Below are 19,563 nucleotides of genomic sequence, written 5' to 3' on the forward strand. Positions count from 1 at the left end.
GGGCTACTCCTTGGGCGGGTTTTCTCCGACGGCCAGGACGATGGCCTGATAGGCGTTGGGCAGAGTGATACGCAGCGCCGGGGCGCCGTCGGTGGGGACCAGTTGGTACGTCGCCGGCGTCGCGGCCGGGTAGACCACGTCGACGGACGAAGTCGCGAGAGGTAGGGGGAGCAGGCAGGTATCCGAGGCTCCACCGCGACGCCAGACGGCGACCAAAGCCTGACCGCCGAACTGGAGGCCATGGGCAACGAACGCGTCCTCCCAGCCGGGAAGACCCAGCGGCCAGAACGGGACGGCGGTGGTGATGAACTCGCGGTGGGCTCGATAGGCGGTGACAGCTTCGGCGACCAGGGCTCGCTGGACCTCGTCCATCTTGTCCAGATGACCCGAGACCTGCAGCCGGCCGAGCATCCCGGCGCACATCGTGAACACGATCTCGTCGTCGGCGAACGTCGGCTGGGGATAGGACCAACTGGCCGCTTGTTCCGGCGCGATGGCGGCAGCGGCCGCCGCGGCGATCGGCGGATACCGGAGGAAGTCCTGCTGATCGCTGGTCGACTGCAACTGCAGGTGAGACAGCATCGCGTAGTCCACCCGCATGCCACCGGATGCGCAGTTCTCCAGCGTGAGGTCCGGGTAGCGATCCAGTACGCCGTCGATCCACTGCAGAAACGCACGGTTGTGGCCGAGCAGACCGGCCCCGGCGGACAGAGCGTCGTGATCGGTACCGACCCCGATGTTGATGTTGTGATCGAGCTTCAGGTAGCCAACTCCCAGGCCGCCGACCAGCCGGTCGATGACCTCGTCAAGATGCTTACGGGCCAGGGGATGCCGCAGATCAAGGTGGTACCGGCCGTGCTCGACAACCCGCCGCCCGTGCCTTTGAAAGAAGGCTTCATCCGGCAAGAGTTCAGCGACCGTACTGCGAACTCCCGCGACCTCGGGCTCCAGCCAGAGTCCAGGGATCATGCCCCGGTCACGGATGTGGTCGATGATCATCGCTAGGCCGCCCGGGAACCGCTTCGTCGCGGGCTCCCACGCACCGACGCCGTCCCACCATCCCGCGGAGTCGTCGTACCAGCCGGCGTCGATACAGAACGTCTCGGCGCCGACCTCGGCCGCGGCGTCGATCAGGGGGAGGAGCTTCGCGGTCGTCGGGTCACCCATCAGGGTGTTCATGTAGTCGTTGAAGACCACGGGCAGCCGGACCTGGTCCTGGTGTGGTCGCCGGTTTGCGCGCCGCCCGGCCGTCAACGCGGCGATCACGCCATCGAAACCCTCGGTGGAGAAGGCGATCGTCGCGGGAACCGTGGTGAAGTCCTCGCCCGGGGCGAGCCTGGCGTACCAGTCGTGTTCGGTCTCGGCCGGGCCGAGCAGGCTGACGTAGAGACCGTCAGTGCGCTCGCCGGCCTGCCAGTGCCAACCGCCGTTGTGCTCGATCTGCCAGCCGACAGCGGCCTGCGTGGACTCGTCGACGACGACACCGAGCGGCAGGCTGCCATCCGACGACCAAGCGCCGAGTGCGGTCCGCGAGAAAGCACCCCGCGGATCGTGCTCGTGCGCACTGCGATTGAGACTGGGCAGCAGTTCGCGGGCGGTCGCGGAGGCCCAGCGGTTTTCGGCGAGCCAGTCGTTGTCGGCCCACCACAGTCGCAGCGACTCGACCGGCGAGGCTGCCAAGGTGCCACCCCAGACAGCGGACGTCACCCATTCCAGATCGACTGTATCGCTGCCTCCGTTGACGATGCGGGACTGAATCCGTACCGCGCCGGCGCCCGGTACCGCCGAGAACGTGGTGATCACACTGAGGCCACTGACATCGTCAACACTCGTGACCGTGAGGGTGTCGGTCGACATCGTGTGATGCCGATACGCAAACCGTTGGCCGGCCACCGAGTCGACGTACCGGCGGGACGACCAGCTGCGGCCTGAGCCCGCGATCCCCAGTTCGACCAGCGGCAGCGGCGCGGCCGGGCGGACGAGCTCCTGATCGCCGATCCGGACGTGGGACAGCCGAACCGTCCCGTCGGTGACGGTGAGGATCACCAAGAACACGCCGGGGGACCAGTGGATCTCATCGAGGGGCTGAGGGCTCAAGGGGGACTCCAAACGGCGGTGACGCCGGTGACGAACGGGGACCGAATCCGGGCCGGGGTCTTGCGCTCCGCCGGTGTTATCGCTAACACTCTAGCCATGTTTGTGACCGGTCACAATGGATCAGCCGAGGGAGACCCAGCCGCCGCGACGGCGTCGATCCGCGACGTCGCCAGTGCGGCCGGGGTGTCGTACCAGACCGTGTCGCGGGTGATCAACAACCACCCGAACGTCAGCGAGAAGGCCCGTCAGAAGGTCAATGACGCGATCGCGGCACTCGGCTACCGGCCGAGCCGTGCGGCGCGGGCACTGGCCAGTGGGGTGGACCGCGCGGTGACCGTCCTGACCTCGAACACCAGCCTCTTCGGGTACGCCGAAACCCTCGGCGGGATCGAGGAAGCGGCCAGAGCAGCCGGCATCCAGGTCGCCATCCGCGTCCTGGAGTCGGATCGCGCGGACGACGTCGCGGCGGCTGTCGAAGGTGTCAGTGATCCACGCTCGGGCGCAGTCATCGTGCTGGCCTTCGACCGCGCCGGAGCTCGTGCACTGCGGGCACTTCCCGCGAATGTGCGGTCGTCGGCGGCGGCCGAGTCGTATCTTGGTCGCCGCGCACCGGCAGCGGACCGAGACCGCTGGGCATGGTTCGACGACACGATCGCCGCGGAGCAGGCCACCGCTCACTTGCTCGAGCTGGGCCACAAAACCGTTCACCACCTAGCGATTCCGTCCACCACCAACGTCGGCGATCGCCAGCGCGGCTGGAAGCGGGCGCTGGTCTCGGCGGGTGCTCCCGTTCCCGAGGTCATCCATCCCCACGGATGGGGCACGGCCGGCGCCCATGAGGAGGCGCTGCGACTGCTCCGCGATCGGGCGGTGACCGCAGTCCTCTGCGGCAACGACGATCAGGCGCTCGGGGTGATCCGCGCCGCCCACGATCTGGGTCTGCGGATCCCGGCCGACCTCAGTGTCGTCGGCTTCGACGACGTACCGGCCGCGGGCTTCTACACCCCGGCCCTGACCACCGTCAGATTCGACTTCGCGGGACTCGGGCGCCGGGCGTTCGACCTGCTGATGAACGCGCCGGATTCGGCGCCACTGGACAAACCGACGCTCGTCGTACGGGAGAGCACCGGGCCCGCACCAACCACTAGCGACAAGGACGACCGATGAGCAGAATCCGCAAACCACTGATCGCCGCGATGGCGGTCGCGCTGCTGACCGCGGCGTGCAGCGACCCCGGCGCCGGTACGGCGGACACCGGCTCGGCCGCGCCCGCTTCCTGGCCGGCCGAGACCGAGAAGCTCGACGGGGTCACGCTGACCATCTGGGCCGCGCAGAACAGCAACCTGGTGGCCAAGAAGGTCGCGGCGGACTTCGGTGCGGCGACCGGTGCCAAGGTCAACATCCTCACCGTCCCGGACCCTTACGAGCAGAGCGTTCAGACGAAGGTCGCGTCGGGTGACAAGCCGGATCTCGCCTTCTGGCAGCCGACCGCGTCGCAGCTGACCGCGATCAACGCCAAGCAGAACCTGCAGCCGCTCGACGGAGCGCCGTTCGTCGAGAAGTACACGCCGGCCCTCAAGGACGCCACCGGCATCCTGGACAAGACGCGGTACGCGGCCCTGGTGACCGTGCCTGCCGTGGAAGGCGTCTGGTACAACAAGGAGGTCTTCGCCAAGTACGGCATCACCGCCCCGGCGAAGAACTTCGACGCGATGGTCGCCGACGCCCGCAAGATCAAGGCCGCGGGCGGCGTGCCGTTCTACGAGATGGGCGGCGAGAAGTGGGCGACCCAGTGGTGGGTCCAGGTCCAGCTCGCCGACGCGGCCAAGAACGGCCTGTGGGACAAGGTGAACAAGGGCGAGGCGAAGTTCACCGACCCGGCCATTCTCGACGCGATCAAGAAGTACAAGAGCCTGATCGACGAAGGCCTGTTCAACAAGAACATCACCTCGGCCACCTTCGTGGACCAGGGCAAGGCGCTGCTGACCGGCGAGGCCGCGATGGCGATCCAGGTGAACACCTTCTTCAGCCAGCTGCAGGCCCAGTCGACGACGGCCGAGCTGAACAAGAAGATCGGCTTCTTCCCGATCTCGCCCGGTGGCAACGTCGCCACGTTCATCCCCGACCAGTCCAACGCGCTGATCGCCTTCAAGACCGGTGATGCCAAGCGCGAGGCGGCTGCCCGCCAGTTCCTGTCGTACTGGCTCGGCTCGGCGTACCCGGACTTCGTGAAGAGCCAGAACACGGTCTCGATCCAGACCGGTGTCGAGACGCCCGCAACAGTTCCGGACGCGCTGAAGGCCAACGCGGAATCGATCGGTACGTCGGTCGGCTCGATGCAGGTGCTCGCGATCGTCAACCCGGACCTGTACCTCAACCTGGCCAACATGCTGGCCGGACAGGCCACGCCGGACAAGGTCGCTTCGACCACGCAGGCCCAGTTCGACCAGCTGGCCCAGGCCATCGGCGCACCTGGCTTCTGATGCGCAGCAAACCTTCTCAGCCCCTGGCCTTCCTGGTGCCGGCCATGGCCATCATGCTCGTCTTCTTCTTCGTGCCGAGCGTCTACAACCTGGTCTACGCGTTCACGGACTGGTCGAGCTTCAAGAGTTCGATCAACTTCGTCGGGATGCGCAACTTCAGCAACGTGCTGAACAACGGCGTCCTGCTGGGGGATCTGAAGGTCAACATCATCTACGCGGTCCTGGTCGCCGTCTTCCAGAACCTCTTCGGTCTCGGGCTGGCGTTGCTGCTGGAGGCCGACACCAGGATCAACCGGTTCGCCCGGACGATGATCTTCATCCCGGTCCTGATGTCGGCCCTTGCCGTCGGCTACATCTTCCAGGCGCTGCTCAAGCCGGCGGGTTCGGTCAACGCGATCCTCTCGTTCTTCACCGGGCAGGACATCAGCTACGCCTGGCTGAACGATCCCAGCAAGACCCTGTTGTGGCTGACCCTGATCCACTCGTGGAAGTGGATGGGGCTGGCGATGCTCATCTACCTGGCCGGGTTGAAGACCATCACCGCCGAGGTGCTCGAGGCCGCGCGGATCGACGGGGTGAACCGCTGGCAGACCTTCCGCCACGTCAAGTTCCCGTTCCTGGCCCCGGCCGTCACCTTCAACGTGGCGACGGCGTTGCTCGGGTCGATGAACAGCTTCGACATCGCGCAGGCCACCACCGGGGGCGGTCCCGGTCAGACCACCGAGATCCTGAACATCTTCATCTACCGCACCTTCGGCCAGGGCCTGTTCGCCCAGGCCACCACGATGAGCCTGGTGCTGGTCCTGGTCATCTCGCTGATGGCCTTTCCGACGATCATCTTCCTGCGCCGCCGGGAGCGTGTCCTGTGACCACCACCGCCCGTACTACGGAACGCCGATCGTGGCTGACCACGATCCAGCCGGTGGCCGCCCTGGCGCTGGTCGCCGTCGTCGTCGGGATCCCGCTCTGGCTGGTTCTGGTGACGTCGGCCAAGTCGCAAGGCGATGCGCTGAACCCGTCGCTGGGACTGCCGACCGACGGCTGGCACCTCGCCGAGAACTACCGCCGGGCGTTCACCGAAGGGCGAGTGATCAAGGCGTTCCTCGGCAGCGCGTCGATCGTCGTACCGGCCGCGATTCTCATTCTCCTGTTCGGTTCGATGGCCGCCTGGGTGCTGGCGCGGCGAGCGAGTCGCTGGCTGGCGGTCGTGTATGCCGTCGCGATCAGCGGCATCGTGATCCCGCCCGCGGTGATCACGCTGGTCCTGCTGCTGCGTCAGCTCGGCCTGGCCGGCACGCTGCCCGGGATGGTCCTCGTCTACGTGGGCATCTACTTGTCCACGGCAATCTTTTTCGTCACCGGCTTCATCCGCACCATCCCGCACGAGTTGGAGGAGGCGGCCCGGGTCGACGGTGCCGGCCCGGTCCGGGTCTTCTTCACGATCATCCTGCCGTTGCTGCGGCCGGTGCTGGCCACCGCGACGATCCTGATCTGCCTCTACATCTGGAACGACGTGTTCTTCGCGTTCTTCGTGATCGGCGGCCGGATGGACACGCTGCCGCTGAACCTGTTCCAGGTGGCGAGCGCGGGTGTCTACCTGAACAACTGGAACCTGATCTTCGCCTACGTGGTGCTGATGAGCATTCCGCTGCTGGTCGTCTTCGCGGTGGCGCAGCGCCGCATCATCGCCGGCATCACCGGTGGCGCGGTCAAGTGACGTGGGGGCGCGGGGCGGTGCGCCCCCACGTCGTACCACCTGTCAGGGGTTCAGGAAGCTCGCGTGCGGCGGCTGGTTGTAGGCGGTGTTCTGCCAGGCGACGGCCAGCCGGTACATCCGGTCCTGCATCAGCGTGACGTGCGAGATGCTGGTCGACTCGGTGGTCGAGTAGATCCGCAACTTGGTGTCGTCCGTGGTCGGCCAGATGACCTCTTCACGCCAGTCGCCCAGGATGTCCGCCTGCAACGCGGGAGTGGCCTTGGTGCCGTTGTTGGAGCGGACGCCGCTGCCGGTCAGGAGCCGGGTGTCGCCGCCGGTGCCGTACTTGTCGATATGGGTGCCGTCCAGCAACTCCCGCTGCCGGTCGCCGTCCCACCAGATCACGAAGTTCGTCGAGCCCGGCTTGCGGGATGCGACCTGCGCACCATTGGTTGCCGAGCGCAACCCACCGACCGCCGACGACCAGACTTCGGCGCCCGCGTTGCCGGCCCAGATGTCGTCCGCCACACCCCGGCCGTTGTCGCAGTTGCAGGACGCCGCTCGCCAGAGGGTCTGTCCGGTCCGGGCGTCGGCGAGCCAGTCGGCCGGCTTGGACTTGTCCTCGGAAGGCTTGTAGACCTCCAGGCCCGCGCGGCTGGGGACCAGATCGCCGACGTGGTAGGCATCGCCGTGCCCGAGACCGTTCACCCACAAACCGTTGCCGTTGTCATCGATCGCCATCGCGCCGTACATGATCTCGTCGCGGCCGTCGTTGTCGACGTCGGCGATCGACAGTTGGTGGTTGCCCTGTCCGGTCCAGGCCGAGCCGTTGGACGAACTGCTGCTGTCGAAGGTCCAGCGCCTGGTCAGCGTGCGGTTCGAGTAGTCCCAGGCCGAGACGACAGACCGGGTGTAGTAGCCACGCGCCATGATGATGCTCGGCCGGGAGCCGTTGAGATACGCAGTACCGGCCAGGAAACGGTCGGCGCGGTTGCCGTAATTGTCTCCCCAGGAGGCGAGATTGCCCCGCGGTGGGACGTAGTCGGCCGTCGCCAGCACCTCACCAGTGGTGCCGCTGAAAACACTCAGGTACTCCGGTCCGGCAAGGATGTAGCCGGACGAGTTGCGATGATCGGCACTGGAGCTGCCGATGACCTGGCCGGTCCCGGAACGCGTGCCGTCCGCGGTCTTCACCACCACCTCGGCCCGGTTGTCACCGTCGTAGTCGAAGACCTGGAACTGCGTGTAGTGCGCGCCGGCCCGGATGTTGCGGCCCAGATCGATGCGCCACTTGCGGGTGCCGTTCAGCTCGTACGCGTCGAGGTAGACGTTGCCGGTGTAGCCGGCGTGCGCGTTGTCCTTGGCGTTCGTCGGATCCCACTTGAGCACGATCTCGTAGGCGCCGTCGGCGTCCAGATCGGCGACCGACGCGTCGTTGGCGGTATAGGTGTAGGCGACGCCGTCCGGAGTGGTCCCACCGGCAGGCTTCTGGATCGGGACGTCCTGGCTGGTCGCCATCGTCCCCACTTCGCCGTCGGCGGCCAGGGTTTTCGCTTCGCCGGTGGTGGGGCGAACGGTGTAGCGGGCGTTCGCCGGTGCACCTACATCGGTGTAGTTGGTGACCGAGGTGGTCCCGATCCTGGTCGATCCGCGGTACACGGCGAACTCGGTGCCGGCCGGATCGTCGTGCAACTGCCGCCAGGAAAGGAAGTTGCCCTTCGCGGTCCGCAGGCTGATCAGGCCGCGGCCGAGATTGGCGGTGTCGGTGGGGAGGACAGCGTTGAGCCTCGAGGTCGGGTCGGTGGCAGACGCCGAGGTGGCGGGGGTCTGTGCGGCGGCCTGCTCGGCGGCCTGTGCGGTGGTCAGGCCGGCGGTCAGGCCGGCACCGAGAATCGTGACGGCGACGGCTGTCACCAGGGGCGGATTGCTGCGTTTCATCATGACCGTCCAGCGTCGGGCGCAAGAGCGCGGGTGGGAGGGGCCCGATCGCTTCCTGTGCACGGAAAGCGGTTCCCGAAATGTAGAGCCCGACGCGGACCGTGTCAATGGGACTACCGAGAGTAGTGATTCAGAAATGCGAGCGCTAACAATCAGGCCACGAAGGGGTTGACGCCCGGAACGTTAGCGCTAACATTCAGCCAATCAGGTGTGTGGCCCGCGATCTCACGAGGGCTGGCCGGGCGCTCTGGTGGGGCTCATCTCTCCCTGGCCGTTCGGACCAGGAAGCACCCAAGATGGAGGAAGTGCTGTGGTGAAGAGACTGATGGCGGCTGCGACGAGTCTGGTGCTCGCCGGAAGCCTGGCGGCGTGCGGGGACGACAAACCCGAGACGAGCGCGGCAAGTGGCGATGACAGCATCACGATGGGCTTCGCCCAGGTCGGTGCCGAGAGCGGATGGCGGACGGCGAACACCAAGTCCGTGCAGGAAGCGGCGAAGGCCGCCGGGATCGAGCTGAAGTTCTCCGACGCGCAGCAGAAGCAGGAGAACCAGCTCAAGGCGATCCGGTCGTTCATCCAGCAGAAGGTGGACGTCATCTCCTTCAGCCCGGTCGTCGAGACCGGCTGGGACACCGTGCTGATGGAGGCCAAGCGGGCCAACATCCCGGTCATCCTGACCGACCGCGCGGTGGACTCGAAGGACACCTCGCTCTACAAGACCTTCCTCGGCTCGGACTTCGTGCTCGAGGGCAAGAAGGCCGGCGAGTGGCTGGTCAAGCAGGCCGACGCCGCGGACGTGAACAAGGACGGCGCGATCAAGGTCGTGGAGCTGCAGGGCACCACCGGCGCCGCGCCGGCGATCGACCGCAAGGAAGGCTTCGAGGAGGCCATGAAGGCCAACCCGAAGATCGCCATCGCGGCCTCGCAGACCGGTGACTTCACCCGCGACGGCGGCAAGAAGGTGATGGAGTCGTTCCTGAAGGCGCAGAAGGACATCGACGTGGTGTTCGCGCACAACGACGACATGGGCCTGGGTGCGATCGAGGCGATCGAGGCGGCCGGCAAGAAGCCCGGCAAGGACATCCAGATCATCACCATCGACGCGGTCAAGGACGGTATGACCGCGCTGGCCGAGGGCAAGATCAACTACATCGTCGAGTGCAACCCGCTGCTCGGCCCGCAACTGATGGACCTGGCCAAGAAGGTCGTCGCCAAGCAGGACGTCCCGCAGCGGGTGCTGACCGAGGAGACCGCGTTCGACCAGGCAGCGGCCAAGGCGGCGCTGGCCTCGCGTCAGTACTGATCAGCTGATGACCCAGGTGACCACTGCGGCCCTCTCGCCGTCGCTGACCATGCCAGTGGTCGAGATGCGGGGCATCAGCATCAGCTTCCCGGGTGTCAAAGCACTTCAGGGGGTGGACTTCCGCTTGCTTCCGGGCGAGGTCCACGCCCTGATGGGCGAGAACGGCGCCGGCAAGTCGACGCTGATCAAGGCACTGACCGGCGTGTACACGATCGACGACGGCACCGTGACGGTGGCCGGTGAGCAGCACCTGTTCAGCTCACCGGCCGACTCGCAGGCCGCCGGCATCAGCACCGTCTACCAGGAAGTCAACCTGTGCACGAACCTGACGGTGGCCGAGAACATGCTGCTGGGCAGGGAACCGCACCGGTTCGGCCGGATCGACGTCCGGGCGATGAACGCCCGGGCCCGGTCCATCCTGGACCGGCTCGGTCTGTCCATCGATCCCGGCTCGGCGCTGGGCGACCACCCGATCGCGGTCCAGCAACTGGTCGCGATCGGGCGGGCGCTCGACATCGACGCTCGGGTGCTGATCCTCGACGAACCGACCTCCAGCCTGGACGCCGACGAGGTGGCCCGGCTGTTCACGGTGATGACAACGCTGCGGGACCAGGGCGTGGCGATCCTGTTCGTCTCGCACTTCCTGGACCAGGTCTTCGAGATCTCCGACCGGATGACCGTACTGCGCAACGGCAAGCTGGTCGGCGAGTACCTGACCAAGGACGTGAGCCGGCTCCAGCTGGTCGAGGCGATGATCGGCCGCGAGCTGGAGACGCTCGAAAAGCTCGAGCACCACGCCGAGGCGCCGGCGCCGGTCGAAGGCCGGGTACCGCTGCTGAAGGTGCTGGGGCTGAGCCGTAAGGGCAGCTTGCAGGCCGTCGACCTGGAGGTCTACGACGGCGAGGTGATCGGCATCGCCGGTCTGCTCGGGTCGGGACGCACCGAACTCGCCCGCCTGCTGTTCGGTGCCGACACCGCGGACTCCGGCTCGATCGAGGTCCGCGGTACCAAGCACCGGTTCCGTACGCCGAGGCACGCCATCGGCGCGAAGATCGCGTTCTCCAGCGAGAACCGGCGGGCCGAAGGCGTGGTCGAGGACCTGACCGTCGCGGACAACATGCTGCTCACGTTGCAGGCATCCCGGGGCTGGCTGCGGCCGGTCCCGGCCCGGACCCGCGAGAAGCTGGTTTCGGAGTACATCAAGGCGCTGGACATCCGGCCACCGGAGCCCAACGCGCTGATGCGCAACCTGTCCGGCGGCAACCAGCAGAAGGTGTTGCTGGCCCGCTGGCTGATCACCAAGCCGGAGTTGCTGATCCTGGACGAGCCGACCCGCGGGATCGACATCGGCGCCAAGACCCAGATCCAGCAGCTGGTCGCGAAACTGGCGACCGAAGGCATGTCCGTGGTGTTCATCTCGGCCGAGCTGGAGGAAGTGCTCCGGCTCAGCGACCGCCTCCTGGTGATGCGGGACCGGGCCAAGATCGCGGACCGGTTCAACAACGACAGCGTCACCGTCGCCGAGATCCTCACCATCATCGCCGGGACGACGGCGACCGAGGAAAGGAAGACCGATGCGTGACCTGGTCCGCCGGCCGTTGTTCTGGCCGACGCTCGCGCTGCTGTTGCTGCTCGGCCTGAACACAGCGGTCACGCCGTCGTTCGTGTCGTTGCGGATCCAGGACGGCCACCTGTACGGCAGCCTGATCGACATCCTGCGCAACGGCGCTCCCGTGCTGCTGGTCGCGCTCGGGATGACGCTGGTGATCGCCACCCGGGGGATCGACCTGTCGGTCGGGGCGGTGGCCGCGATCTCCGGTGCGGTCGCCTGCGTCTACATCGCGGGCTCGAACGAGGGCGCGACCACCACGGTGATCACGGCCATCTTCCTCGCGGTCGGGGTCTGCATCCTGCTCGGGTTGTGGAACGGCTTCCTGGTCTCGGTGATCGGGATCCAGCCGATCATCGCGACTCTCGTCCTGATGACGGCCGGCCGGGGCCTGGCGATGCTGATCACCGATGGCCAGATCACCACCGTCACCAATCCGGCGTTCAAGGTGCTGGGCGCGGGCTTCTTCGCGACCCTGCCGGTGGCGATCCTGGTGGCCCTGGCGGTCTTCGGCATCACCTCGGTGCTGGCCCGGAAGACCGCGCTCGGCCTGCTGATCGAGTCGGTCGGCATCAACCCGGAGGCCAGCCGGCTGGCCGGCATCCACGCCCGCACGATCACCTGGACCGTCTACGTGTTCAGCGGATTCTGCGCGGGCATCGCGGGGCTGATGATCGCGTCGAACACCAGCGCGGCCGACGCGAACAACGCCGGGCTGTGGATCGAGCTGGACGCGATCCTGGCCGTGGTGATCGGCGGTACGTCGCTGGCCGGTGGCAAGTTCTCGCTCACCGGCACGCTGATCGGCGCGATGTTCATCCAGACCCTCGCCACCACGATCCCCACCATCGGGATCCCGGCGGAGGCCAACTATCTCTTCAAGGCGGTAGTCGTGATCGCGGTCTGTCTTCTGCAGTCGCCCAAGGCGCGGGCCGCGCTGCGCAATCGGCGGCCACGCCGGACCGCACCCGTTGCCGCTGCCGGAACGGAGGCAGCATGACCACCACGACGGCAGTGCCCGCTCTGGCGACCCGCATCCGCAGGTACAGCCCGCCGGGGCGCTATCTGCCGGTGGCGGCCACCGTCGCGCTGCTGATCGGCATGTTCGGAGCGGGATCGCTGCGCTACGAGGGGTTCGCGGACCCTCAGGTCATCATGAACCTCTTTGTCGACAACGCCTTCCTGCTGGTGCTGGGCGTCGGTATGACGTTCGTGATCCTTGCCGGCGGCATCGATCTGAGTGTCGGGTCGGTGGTCGCGCTGTCCACGATGATCGCGGCGTCGACCCTCGAGGCGGGCTGGCCGGTGATCGCTGCGGTGATCGCCGTGCTGGTCTCCGGCACCGTGCTCGGGACGCTGATGGGGCTGGTGATCCACTACTTCGACGTCCAGCCGTTCATCGCCACCTTGGCAGGGATGTTCCTCGCCCGAGGGCTCTGCTACCTGATCAGTGTCGAGTCGATCCCGATCCGCGACCCCGGCCTGACCACGTTCGCCCAGGGGTCGGTACCGCTGCCGGGCGGTTACCACATCACCCCGAGTGTCGTGGTGGCGCTGGCGATCTTCGCGGTCGCCGCCTGGATGTTGCACCAGACCCGCTTCGGCCGCACGGTGTACGCCGTCGGCGGCAGTGAGAGCTCGGCCCACCTGATGGGGTTGCGGGTCGCTCTGGTGAAGGTCGGCGTCTACACGATCAGCGGGCTGTGCTCGGCGCTGGCCGGCCTGTTGTTCGCGGCGTACACGCTGTCGGGGTACAGCCTGCACGCCGTCGGGATGGAACTCGACGCGATCGCCGCGGTGGTGATCGGCGGCACCCTGCTGACCGGCGGCCGGGGCATGGTGCTGGGCACCATGTTCGGTGTCCTGCTGCTCGGCACGATCCAGACCTTCATCTCGTTCGACGGCACGCTGAGCTCGTGGTGGACGAAGATCTCGATCGGCGCGCTGCTGCTGGTCTTCGTGGTGATCCAGCGCTTCCTGACCCGGCGACAGACCTGACACCAGGCCTGACCGCAGGCCTGACCGGAACCCCCGCCGGCGATCAGCCGGGCTGCGTGCTCTGCCGCACGATCAACGTCGCGGCGATCTGCTCGCTGCCCGGCTGCCCGCCGTTCATCTGCTCCGACAGCAGGCCGAAGGTCCGCCGGCCGACCTCGTTGAAGTCCTGCCGCACGGTGGTCAGCGGCGGGTTGAAGAACTCGGCCTCCGGTACGTCGTCGAACCCGACCACCTGGACGTCGCCGGGCACACTGATCCCCGCCTCCGCGAACGCCCGGAGCAGTCCGAGCGCCATCTGGTCGTTGGCGACGAACACGGCACCCAGCCCGGCTTCCTTGGCCAGGGACTTACCGGCCTCGTACCCCGACAGCGGGCTCCAGTCGCCCTTCGCCAGCCGAGGTGGCCGGACGCCGTGGGCCTTGAGGGTCTCGCGCCAGCCGCGCTCCCGTTCGCTGGCATCGAGCCAGTCGGAGGGCCCACTGACATGCCAGACCGTCTTGTGGCCGAACGACAGCAGGTGCTCCGTCGCGAGGCGGGCGCCGTCGTACTGGTCGACCGAGATGGCCGGGATCGGCGGGGGCGCGCCGCCGACGGCGACGAGCGGGATTCCCTGGGGTGCGAACTTGAGCGCCTCGGCTGTCGCGACGTGCGGGGCGATCACCACGATGCCCTCGACCGCTTGGCGCTGCAGCGACTCCACGGCCTCGGCGATCGACGCGCCGTCCGGCTTGCTCACACTCGAGACGGTGATCGCGAAGCCGGCCTCGCGGGCCGCGCACTCGATGCCGTAGAGCGTGCTGGCCGGCCCGTACAGGGTCGAGTCCATGGTCACCACGCCGAGGGTGCCCGTCCGCCCGGTGACGAGCGCGCGGGCGGCCGTGTTCGGCCGGTAGCCGAGGCTGTCGATCGCGGCCCGGACCCGCTCGCGGGTGGCCGGCCGGACCAGCTCGCTGTCGTTGATCACCCTCGACACCGTCATGTGGGAAACCCCCGCCAGGACGGCAACATCAGCCAGGCTCGGCGGTCGCCGGGGGGAGGTCGCCGGCGCTCCGGAGGCTCGCTCGGTGTCAGAACCGTTGGACACGTTTCCAGCTCCCATCATCTCGTCGAGCTGAATTCTGCCATTCGCCGACCTCTTGCCAGTGTGTGACCGGGCCATTACCCTCGGAAATCGCTGTTAGCGCTAACAGTACTATTCTTCCGCCCCCGCCCACAGTCAGGTGATCACTTTGCCGCGCAAATTGTCGCTGCTCGTCGTCCTGGTCCTCGCCGCGGTTCTCGCGATCCTCCCGGCCGGCGGCGCCTCCGCCGCCGCCGGTGACGGTTCGCCGTCAGATCCGAACCTCCGGTACTTCGGCCGCTGGGACACCAGAACGTCGACGGCCTATAAATCCGAGTGGGCCGGTGCCTACGTCGCTCTCGGCTTCACCGGTACGACGGTCAAACTCCGCCAGCGCAACACCATCGATTTGTTCGCCAGCATCGACGGCGGGCCGTTCGTCTCCTATCCCGGCGTCAGCGGCACCGTGAACCTCACGCCGCGACCGTTGGCCGCGGGCACCCACAGTCTGCGGGTCTCGTACCGCCCGGTGGCCGGCTCGTACCGCGGTGACGCCGTCTTCCAGGGCGTGATCCTCGATCCGGGCGCGCGGACCGTCGTACCGAGGGTGCCGTCGAAGATCATCGAGTTCGTCGGCGACTCGATCACCGTCGGGCAGCGCTCCAGCCTGCAGACGCTGACGGCGTACCCGTGGCTGGTGGGGGAGCGGCTCAAGGCCGGGCACACCCAGATCGCGGTCGGTGGCGCGTGTTTGTATCCGGCGGCCGACGGGTGCCTCGGGATGCGGGACCGCTTCCTGAAGACCGGGCTCGACGCCAGTACGCCGGACTGGAACTTCTCGCGGTACCAGGCCGGCACCGTGGTGATCAATCTCGGGACGAACGATGCCGGGCACAGCGTTTCGGGTGCGAACTTCCAGGCTGCTTACGTCACGTTGCTGAAGCGGGTCCGGTCGAAGTACCCGGCCGCCAACATCCTTGCTCTGCAGACGTTCCGGAAGCGCTACGTCAACGAGACGCGGCAGGCCGTCGCGGCGGTCGGCGACGCGAAGGTCCGGTTCGTCGCCACCGACGGCTGGATCAACGAGGCCACCGACACGGTGGACAACGTGCACCCCAACGACGCCGGCCACCGCAAGATCGCCGACCGGCTCGCCCCGATCATTGCCGGCAGCACCCTCGCGGCGGCCGACCAGGCTGCGGCGGCCGACCAGACCGCCGCGACCGACTGTGCCGTGAAGCCGACGGTGAAGGCTGTTGCCGCGGGCCCCAAGATCTGGCTGGCCGGTGACTCGACGATGGCGAACGGCTCGTCGACCTGCCCGGTGGGCTGGGGTCGCCAGTTCGACCCGCTGTTCAACGACCAGGTGACCGTGGTGAACAGGGCCGTGGGTGGCCGGAGTATCCAGACCTGGCTGTACGAGGGCAATGTGACCGGCACGAAGGACTCGTCCGGCGAATGCATCGTGAACCCGAAGACCTACAGCCAGCGCTGGCTGGACATGCTCAACTCCTCGACCGGGATGCGGGCCGGCGACTACCTGTTCATCCAGTTCGGTATCAACGACGGCGACCCGAACTGCCCGCGGCACGTCGGTACGGCGCGGTACCAGAGCCTGCTCACGATGATGGTGAACGCGGCCAAGAGCCGGGGTGCTCGGCCGGTGCTGCTGACGCCCGTCTCGGCCATCAAGTGCAGCGGGAGCACAGCCGTCGGTACTCGTGGATTCCTCTCGCAGACCTTCGCGGCGGGCAGCGCGACCAACACGGCCGTCATCGACCTGCACAAACTGAGCTACACCCTCTACAACACGCTCAAACTCTGCCCCCACAACGGCGACTACGGCTCGGGTGCCGTCGGCGCGTTCTTCTGCAAAGACCACACACACTTCGAAGCGGCCGGCGCCGACAAGATCGCCCGGGTGGTGGCGAAGGCGATCCGGGACCAGAACTTCGCTCTGGCGAGCTACCTCAAGTGAAGACGTCTAGGAGATTCATGAGATCACGTGTCTGGCTGAGCGTTTCGCTCGCCCTGGTCGGGTTGTTCGGTGTGACCCTGACCGCGGTGCCCGCCTCAGCCGAACTCAGCGAAGCGGCCACCTCGTTCCGCCCCGGCCAGGAGTGGCGCGACACCGACGGCAAGGTCATCCAGGCGCACGGCGGTCAGGTGCTGCAGGCAACCGATGACGACGGCAAACGCATCTGGTACTGGTACGGCGAGGACCGCAGCAACGGGTACTACGACAGCCCGGGCGTGCACCTGTACTCGTCGTACGACCTCTACAACTGGGAGGACCAAGGCGTCGTACTGCGGACCATGAGCTCGAAGGACCAGTTCACCGGGGACAAGTACTTCGCCAAGCTCTACAAGGGGTACAGCGCCGCGCAGCGTGAGGTCGTCTGGCGTGACCTGTCGACCAACAAGGTCCGGACCGACGGCTGGGCCGCTCCGTCGATCCTCGAGCGGCCGAAGGTCATCTACAACAAGGCGACCCGGCAGTGGGTGCTGTGGGTGCACTCGGACGGACCGACCACCCCGGAGATGACCTCGACGTACGCCCGGGCCGAGGCGGGGGTCGCGGTCTCGAACTCGCCGAAGGGCCCGTTCCGGTGGATCGACTCGTACCGGCTCAACCGGGTGCCCAGCGACTCGGTCCCGTGGTGTGGCACGTCGTCCGCGTTCGACCCGGCCGGTGGGATGGCGCGGGACATGAACCTGTTCGTCGACGACGACGGTACGGCGTACATCATCTACTCGTCCGAGGAGAACCGGACGATGTACCTCTCCAAGCTCAACCGGGCCTACACCTATCTGTCGGCAGCGCCCGAGCAGGCCGTGCAAGGCAAGGACTTCGTCCGCACGCTGCCGTGCTCGCAGCGTGAGGCGCCGGCGATGTTCAAGTCCGAAGGCACTTACTACCTGGTGACGTCGGGTGCGACCGGCTGGGACCCCAATCCGGCCCGGTACGCGACGGCGACGAGTGTCCTGGGTGCTTGGTCGGATCAAGGCAACCCGATCGTGGGCGCCGGTGCCGCGGACACGTTCCGGTCGCAGAGTACGTCGGTGATCCCGGTCGACCGGGCGAACAACAAGTTCGTCTTCATGGGTGACCGCTGGACGCCGAACGACCTGGCGAACTCGCCGTACGTGTGGATGCCGATGAGGTTCGGCGAAGGCGGCAGTCTGTCGATCGGTCCGGACACCGAGTGGAAGCTGACAGATCTCAAGCCCTACCAGCGGTGGACGGTCGACACACTGCTGCCCGATCATGTCTGGTTGCGGGACACGAGCAACCTTCCGGCCAAGGTCGCGGTCACCGCGGGCGGGCGGACCCAGACGCTCGGCGTCACCTGGGACGCGTCGACCGTCACCCAGCCAGGGCCGAGCCAGGTGCGGGGGACACTCGCCGATGGGCGGACCTTCACCCGCTCCGTCCTCGTCGTACCGCACAACCTCCGGTACGTCGTGAACGCCGGTGGCGCCGTCACCGCCGACTGGAAGCGCGTCGTCGAAGTGGCCGCGACCGAGGGCGCAGTATTGAACTCCGTGCCTGAGCAGCCGATCGGCGTCGACCCGAAGACCGCAGCCACCTGGGGATTCACCGGCTCCAGTGGCACCTACGGTGGTGCCGGCGACAATCTCTACACAACGTTGCGCTGGGCAAAGAACAAGGAAGCCCTGAGCTACGACTTCAGCAACTTGGAGCCGGGCACCTACACCGTCCACGCCGGCTACTGGGACCCCTGGCCGTGGGCGAACCGAGCAGCCGGCGTCTCGGTCAACGGCACAGTCGTAGACGCGCAGCGTCTCTTCACCACCACCCCGACAGCCGGTGAATACACCAACATCACTCCGACCGCGGACGGCAAGATCACCGTCTCGGTGGCTCCCACCCGTTCCCCCGACATCCAACTCAGCTGGCTGATGATCGCCAAAACCAGCTGACCGCCCGGCCCCTGGCTAGTAGGTGTTACTCGCCTACCAGTTGGGGGCCGCCGCTGGCGGTATAGAGGTGGTGGGTGGGGGCGTCGAAGGTGGCGGCGAAGGTGTCGATGGTCTTGATGAGCGTGCTGGCGCCGGTGGCGCGGCTGACGGCGTACACGGTGGCTGTGTTGGCGTCGTTGTCGAAGGCGGTGAGCAGGGTGCTGGTGGTGCCGCAGCGTTGCGCTATCAGTTGCTCGTAGGCCTTGAAGCCGGTGCTGCGGACTTGCTTCAGGGTTGCCTTGAGTGGCGCCGTGACGGGGACGCGGATGGTCCACAGGGCGCCGGTCTTGGTGGTGGCGAGCAAGGTGTCGTACGTCGCGGTCTCGGCGATCACGGTGATGGTCTTGAACGACCGGTAGCCGGGTGCGGAGCCGTACGACCTGATCGGTCCGGTGATGTTGTAGCGGTAGAGCGAACCGTTCGTGTGCAGGCCGTAGAGATAGCGGTGGGGGTTGGAGCCTTGCACGTAGTTGGAGCTCGCGATGGTGGTGAACCCGGTCCAGCCGATCCCGACCTTCGTGGCGCTGACCGTCGGTACGTCCGAGGAACCCGTGTAGATCTCGTACGCCGCGTACAAGTTGCTGCCTTGCAGGATCAGCCCTCGGAAGTAGTTTCTGGTCGGCTCTTGGTAGTAGTACCAGGTCGCGCTGGCGCGGATGCCGAAGAGCTTGTAGGGCACGAACTCGCCCACCTGCACCGGCTTGGTGGCCACGATGTTGTAGCCACCGCTCATCCCGGCCGCGTTCACCGCGCCAACCTGCATCGAACAGGCCGACGCGGCGACAGCCGCCCCGGCCACGCGGCGATCCGGCTCTGGCTTGTCCTGTACTCCGGCGCCCGCGGGCCCGGCCAGCGTGGTGGCGGCGAGCAGGCTCGCGCCGGCCACCGCGAGGATCGATCGGCGAAGTGTCATGAGCGGATTCCTCCTTGGCTTTGCACCGTACTAGGCCTAGGGGACTACTCGCACAGCTCGCGGATGGTCCGGAGCTCTTCCTCGATGACGAGCAGTTGGGCGGAGACGGCTTCCTCGGGCGCGTCCGGCGGGAACTGGGTGGTGAACTGGTACTCGCTGCCGTCGCCGTTCGGCAGGACCCGGGTGAACGCGCCCTGGCTCGGGTTGCCGGCATTCAGGATGTCGACGGTGCCGTGGTCGGCGGAGCTGCGGACGATGATCCGCGCCTCGCCCTGGTCGTTCTCGACGACCCAGTGCTCGCCGTCGCGCCGGATGGCGCGCGCGAAACCAGGCGCCCAGCTCGGCAGGGCGTTCGGGTCGGATACCAGCGCGAAGACCTTCTCGGTCGGGGCGGCGATCGCGATGGAACGGGTGTGGGTGATCAGAAGATTAGTAGGCATGCGCTTATCATACGCACGTGCTTATCGTTGTCCAGCACTTAT

The 19,563-nt window shown here is 67.1% G+C and carries 15 protein-coding genes; 10 read left to right on the plus strand and 5 right to left on the minus strand.

Translation table 11 applies throughout. The features are described 5' to 3' along the window. Positions 1-3: 3 nt before the first annotated feature. On the minus strand, positions 4-2,097 hold the full coding sequence (locus ACQPYM_RS12030) for an alpha-galactosidase (protein ID WP_433019352.1): 2,094 nt from the start codon (positions 2,095-2,097) through the stop codon (positions 4-6). A gap of 96 nt (positions 2,098-2,193) precedes the next feature. Here ACQPYM_RS12030 and ACQPYM_RS12035 point away from each other — a divergent pair, with 96 nt between their 5' ends. From ACQPYM_RS12035 to ACQPYM_RS12050, 4 genes are read left to right on the plus strand one after another with little or no spacing between them, the layout of a single operon-like run. Next, the gene (locus ACQPYM_RS12035) at positions 2,194-3,264 is read left to right on the plus strand and encodes a LacI family DNA-binding transcriptional regulator (RefSeq protein ID WP_433019354.1); all 1,071 of its coding nucleotides are present in this window, start codon (positions 2,194-2,196) and stop codon (positions 3,262-3,264) included. Next, positions 3,261-4,580 carry an ABC transporter substrate-binding protein gene (locus ACQPYM_RS12040; protein ID WP_433019356.1) on the plus strand — a complete coding sequence of 440 codons (1,320 nt, stop codon included), beginning with the start codon at positions 3,261-3,263 and terminating at the stop codon, positions 4,578-4,580. Before ACQPYM_RS12035 ends, ACQPYM_RS12040 begins: the two co-directional genes overlap by 4 nt. 44 nt (positions 4,581-4,624) lie before the next feature. Next, positions 4,625-5,449, plus strand: a complete 825-nt coding sequence (locus ACQPYM_RS12045; RefSeq protein ID WP_433019358.1) for a carbohydrate ABC transporter permease — start codon at positions 4,625-4,627, stop codon at positions 5,447-5,449. Further along, the gene (locus ACQPYM_RS12050; protein WP_433019360.1) at positions 5,446-6,297 is read left to right on the plus strand and encodes a carbohydrate ABC transporter permease; all 852 of its coding nucleotides are present in this window, start codon (positions 5,446-5,448) and stop codon (positions 6,295-6,297) included. Before ACQPYM_RS12045 ends, ACQPYM_RS12050 begins: the two co-directional genes overlap by 4 nt. 42 nt (positions 6,298-6,339) lie before the next feature. Here the strand turns inward: ACQPYM_RS12050 and ACQPYM_RS12055 are convergent, their stop codons facing one another. Next, a complete protein-coding gene (locus tag ACQPYM_RS12055; protein ID WP_433019362.1) occupies positions 6,340-8,217 on the minus strand; it encodes a rhamnogalacturonan lyase in 1,878 nt (625 codons plus the stop codon). Between the two features lie 310 nt (positions 8,218-8,527). Here ACQPYM_RS12055 and ACQPYM_RS12060 point away from each other — a divergent pair, with 310 nt between their 5' ends. The 4 genes from ACQPYM_RS12060 to yjfF are packed head-to-tail and all read left to right on the plus strand — an operon-like array spanning position 8,528 to position 13,124. Then, on the plus strand, positions 8,528-9,517 hold the full coding sequence (locus ACQPYM_RS12060; protein WP_433019364.1) for an ABC transporter substrate-binding protein: 990 nt from the start codon (positions 8,528-8,530) through the stop codon (positions 9,515-9,517). 7 nt (positions 9,518-9,524) lie between these two features. Continuing rightward, positions 9,525-11,099 (plus strand): sugar ABC transporter ATP-binding protein, encoded by a 1,575-nt coding sequence (locus tag ACQPYM_RS12065; RefSeq protein WP_433019366.1) that lies wholly within the window; start codon positions 9,525-9,527, stop codon positions 11,097-11,099. Beyond that, positions 11,092-12,126, plus strand: a complete 1,035-nt coding sequence (locus ACQPYM_RS12070; protein WP_433019368.1) for an ABC transporter permease — start codon at positions 11,092-11,094, stop codon at positions 12,124-12,126. The genes ACQPYM_RS12065 and ACQPYM_RS12070 overlap by 8 nt, the downstream gene beginning before the upstream one ends. Then, on the plus strand, positions 12,123-13,124 hold the full coding sequence (gene yjfF, locus ACQPYM_RS12075) for a galactofuranose ABC transporter, permease protein YjfF (protein WP_433019370.1): 1,002 nt from the start codon (positions 12,123-12,125) through the stop codon (positions 13,122-13,124). Before ACQPYM_RS12070 ends, yjfF begins: the two co-directional genes overlap by 4 nt. Positions 13,125-13,167: 43 nt before the next feature. Here yjfF and ACQPYM_RS12080 read toward each other — a convergent pair whose 3' ends face one another. Further along, positions 13,168-14,103, minus strand: a complete 936-nt coding sequence (locus ACQPYM_RS12080; RefSeq protein WP_433019372.1) for a LacI family DNA-binding transcriptional regulator — start codon at positions 14,101-14,103, stop codon at positions 13,168-13,170. Positions 14,104-14,353: 250 nt separating this feature from the next. On the opposite strand from ACQPYM_RS12080, the gene ACQPYM_RS12085 reads away from it, so the two are divergent. Together ACQPYM_RS12085 and ACQPYM_RS12090 are read left to right on the plus strand one after the other, a co-directional pair. Next, positions 14,354-16,162, plus strand: a complete 1,809-nt coding sequence (locus ACQPYM_RS12085; protein WP_433019374.1) for a GDSL-type esterase/lipase family protein — start codon at positions 14,354-14,356, stop codon at positions 16,160-16,162. 17 nt (positions 16,163-16,179) lie between these two features. Then, positions 16,180-18,129, plus strand: a complete 1,950-nt coding sequence (locus ACQPYM_RS12090; RefSeq protein WP_433019376.1) for a glycoside hydrolase family 43 protein — start codon at positions 16,180-16,182, stop codon at positions 18,127-18,129. Between the two features lie 25 nt (positions 18,130-18,154). On the opposite strand, the gene ACQPYM_RS12095 is transcribed toward ACQPYM_RS12090, so the two are convergent. After that, a complete protein-coding gene (locus ACQPYM_RS12095; RefSeq protein ID WP_433019378.1) occupies positions 18,155-19,081 on the minus strand; it encodes a hypothetical protein in 927 nt (308 codons plus the stop codon). A 44-nt stretch (positions 19,082-19,125) separates the two neighbouring features. Continuing rightward, positions 19,126-19,521, minus strand: a complete 396-nt coding sequence (locus tag ACQPYM_RS12100; RefSeq protein WP_433019380.1) for an SRPBCC family protein — start codon at positions 19,519-19,521, stop codon at positions 19,126-19,128. Between the last annotated feature and the right edge of the window lie 42 nt (positions 19,522-19,563).

Origin of the sequence: Kribbella sp. CA-294648 (assembly GCF_050943845.1) — a bacterium.
Lineage (GTDB): Bacteria > Actinomycetota > Actinomycetes > Propionibacteriales > Kribbellaceae > Kribbella.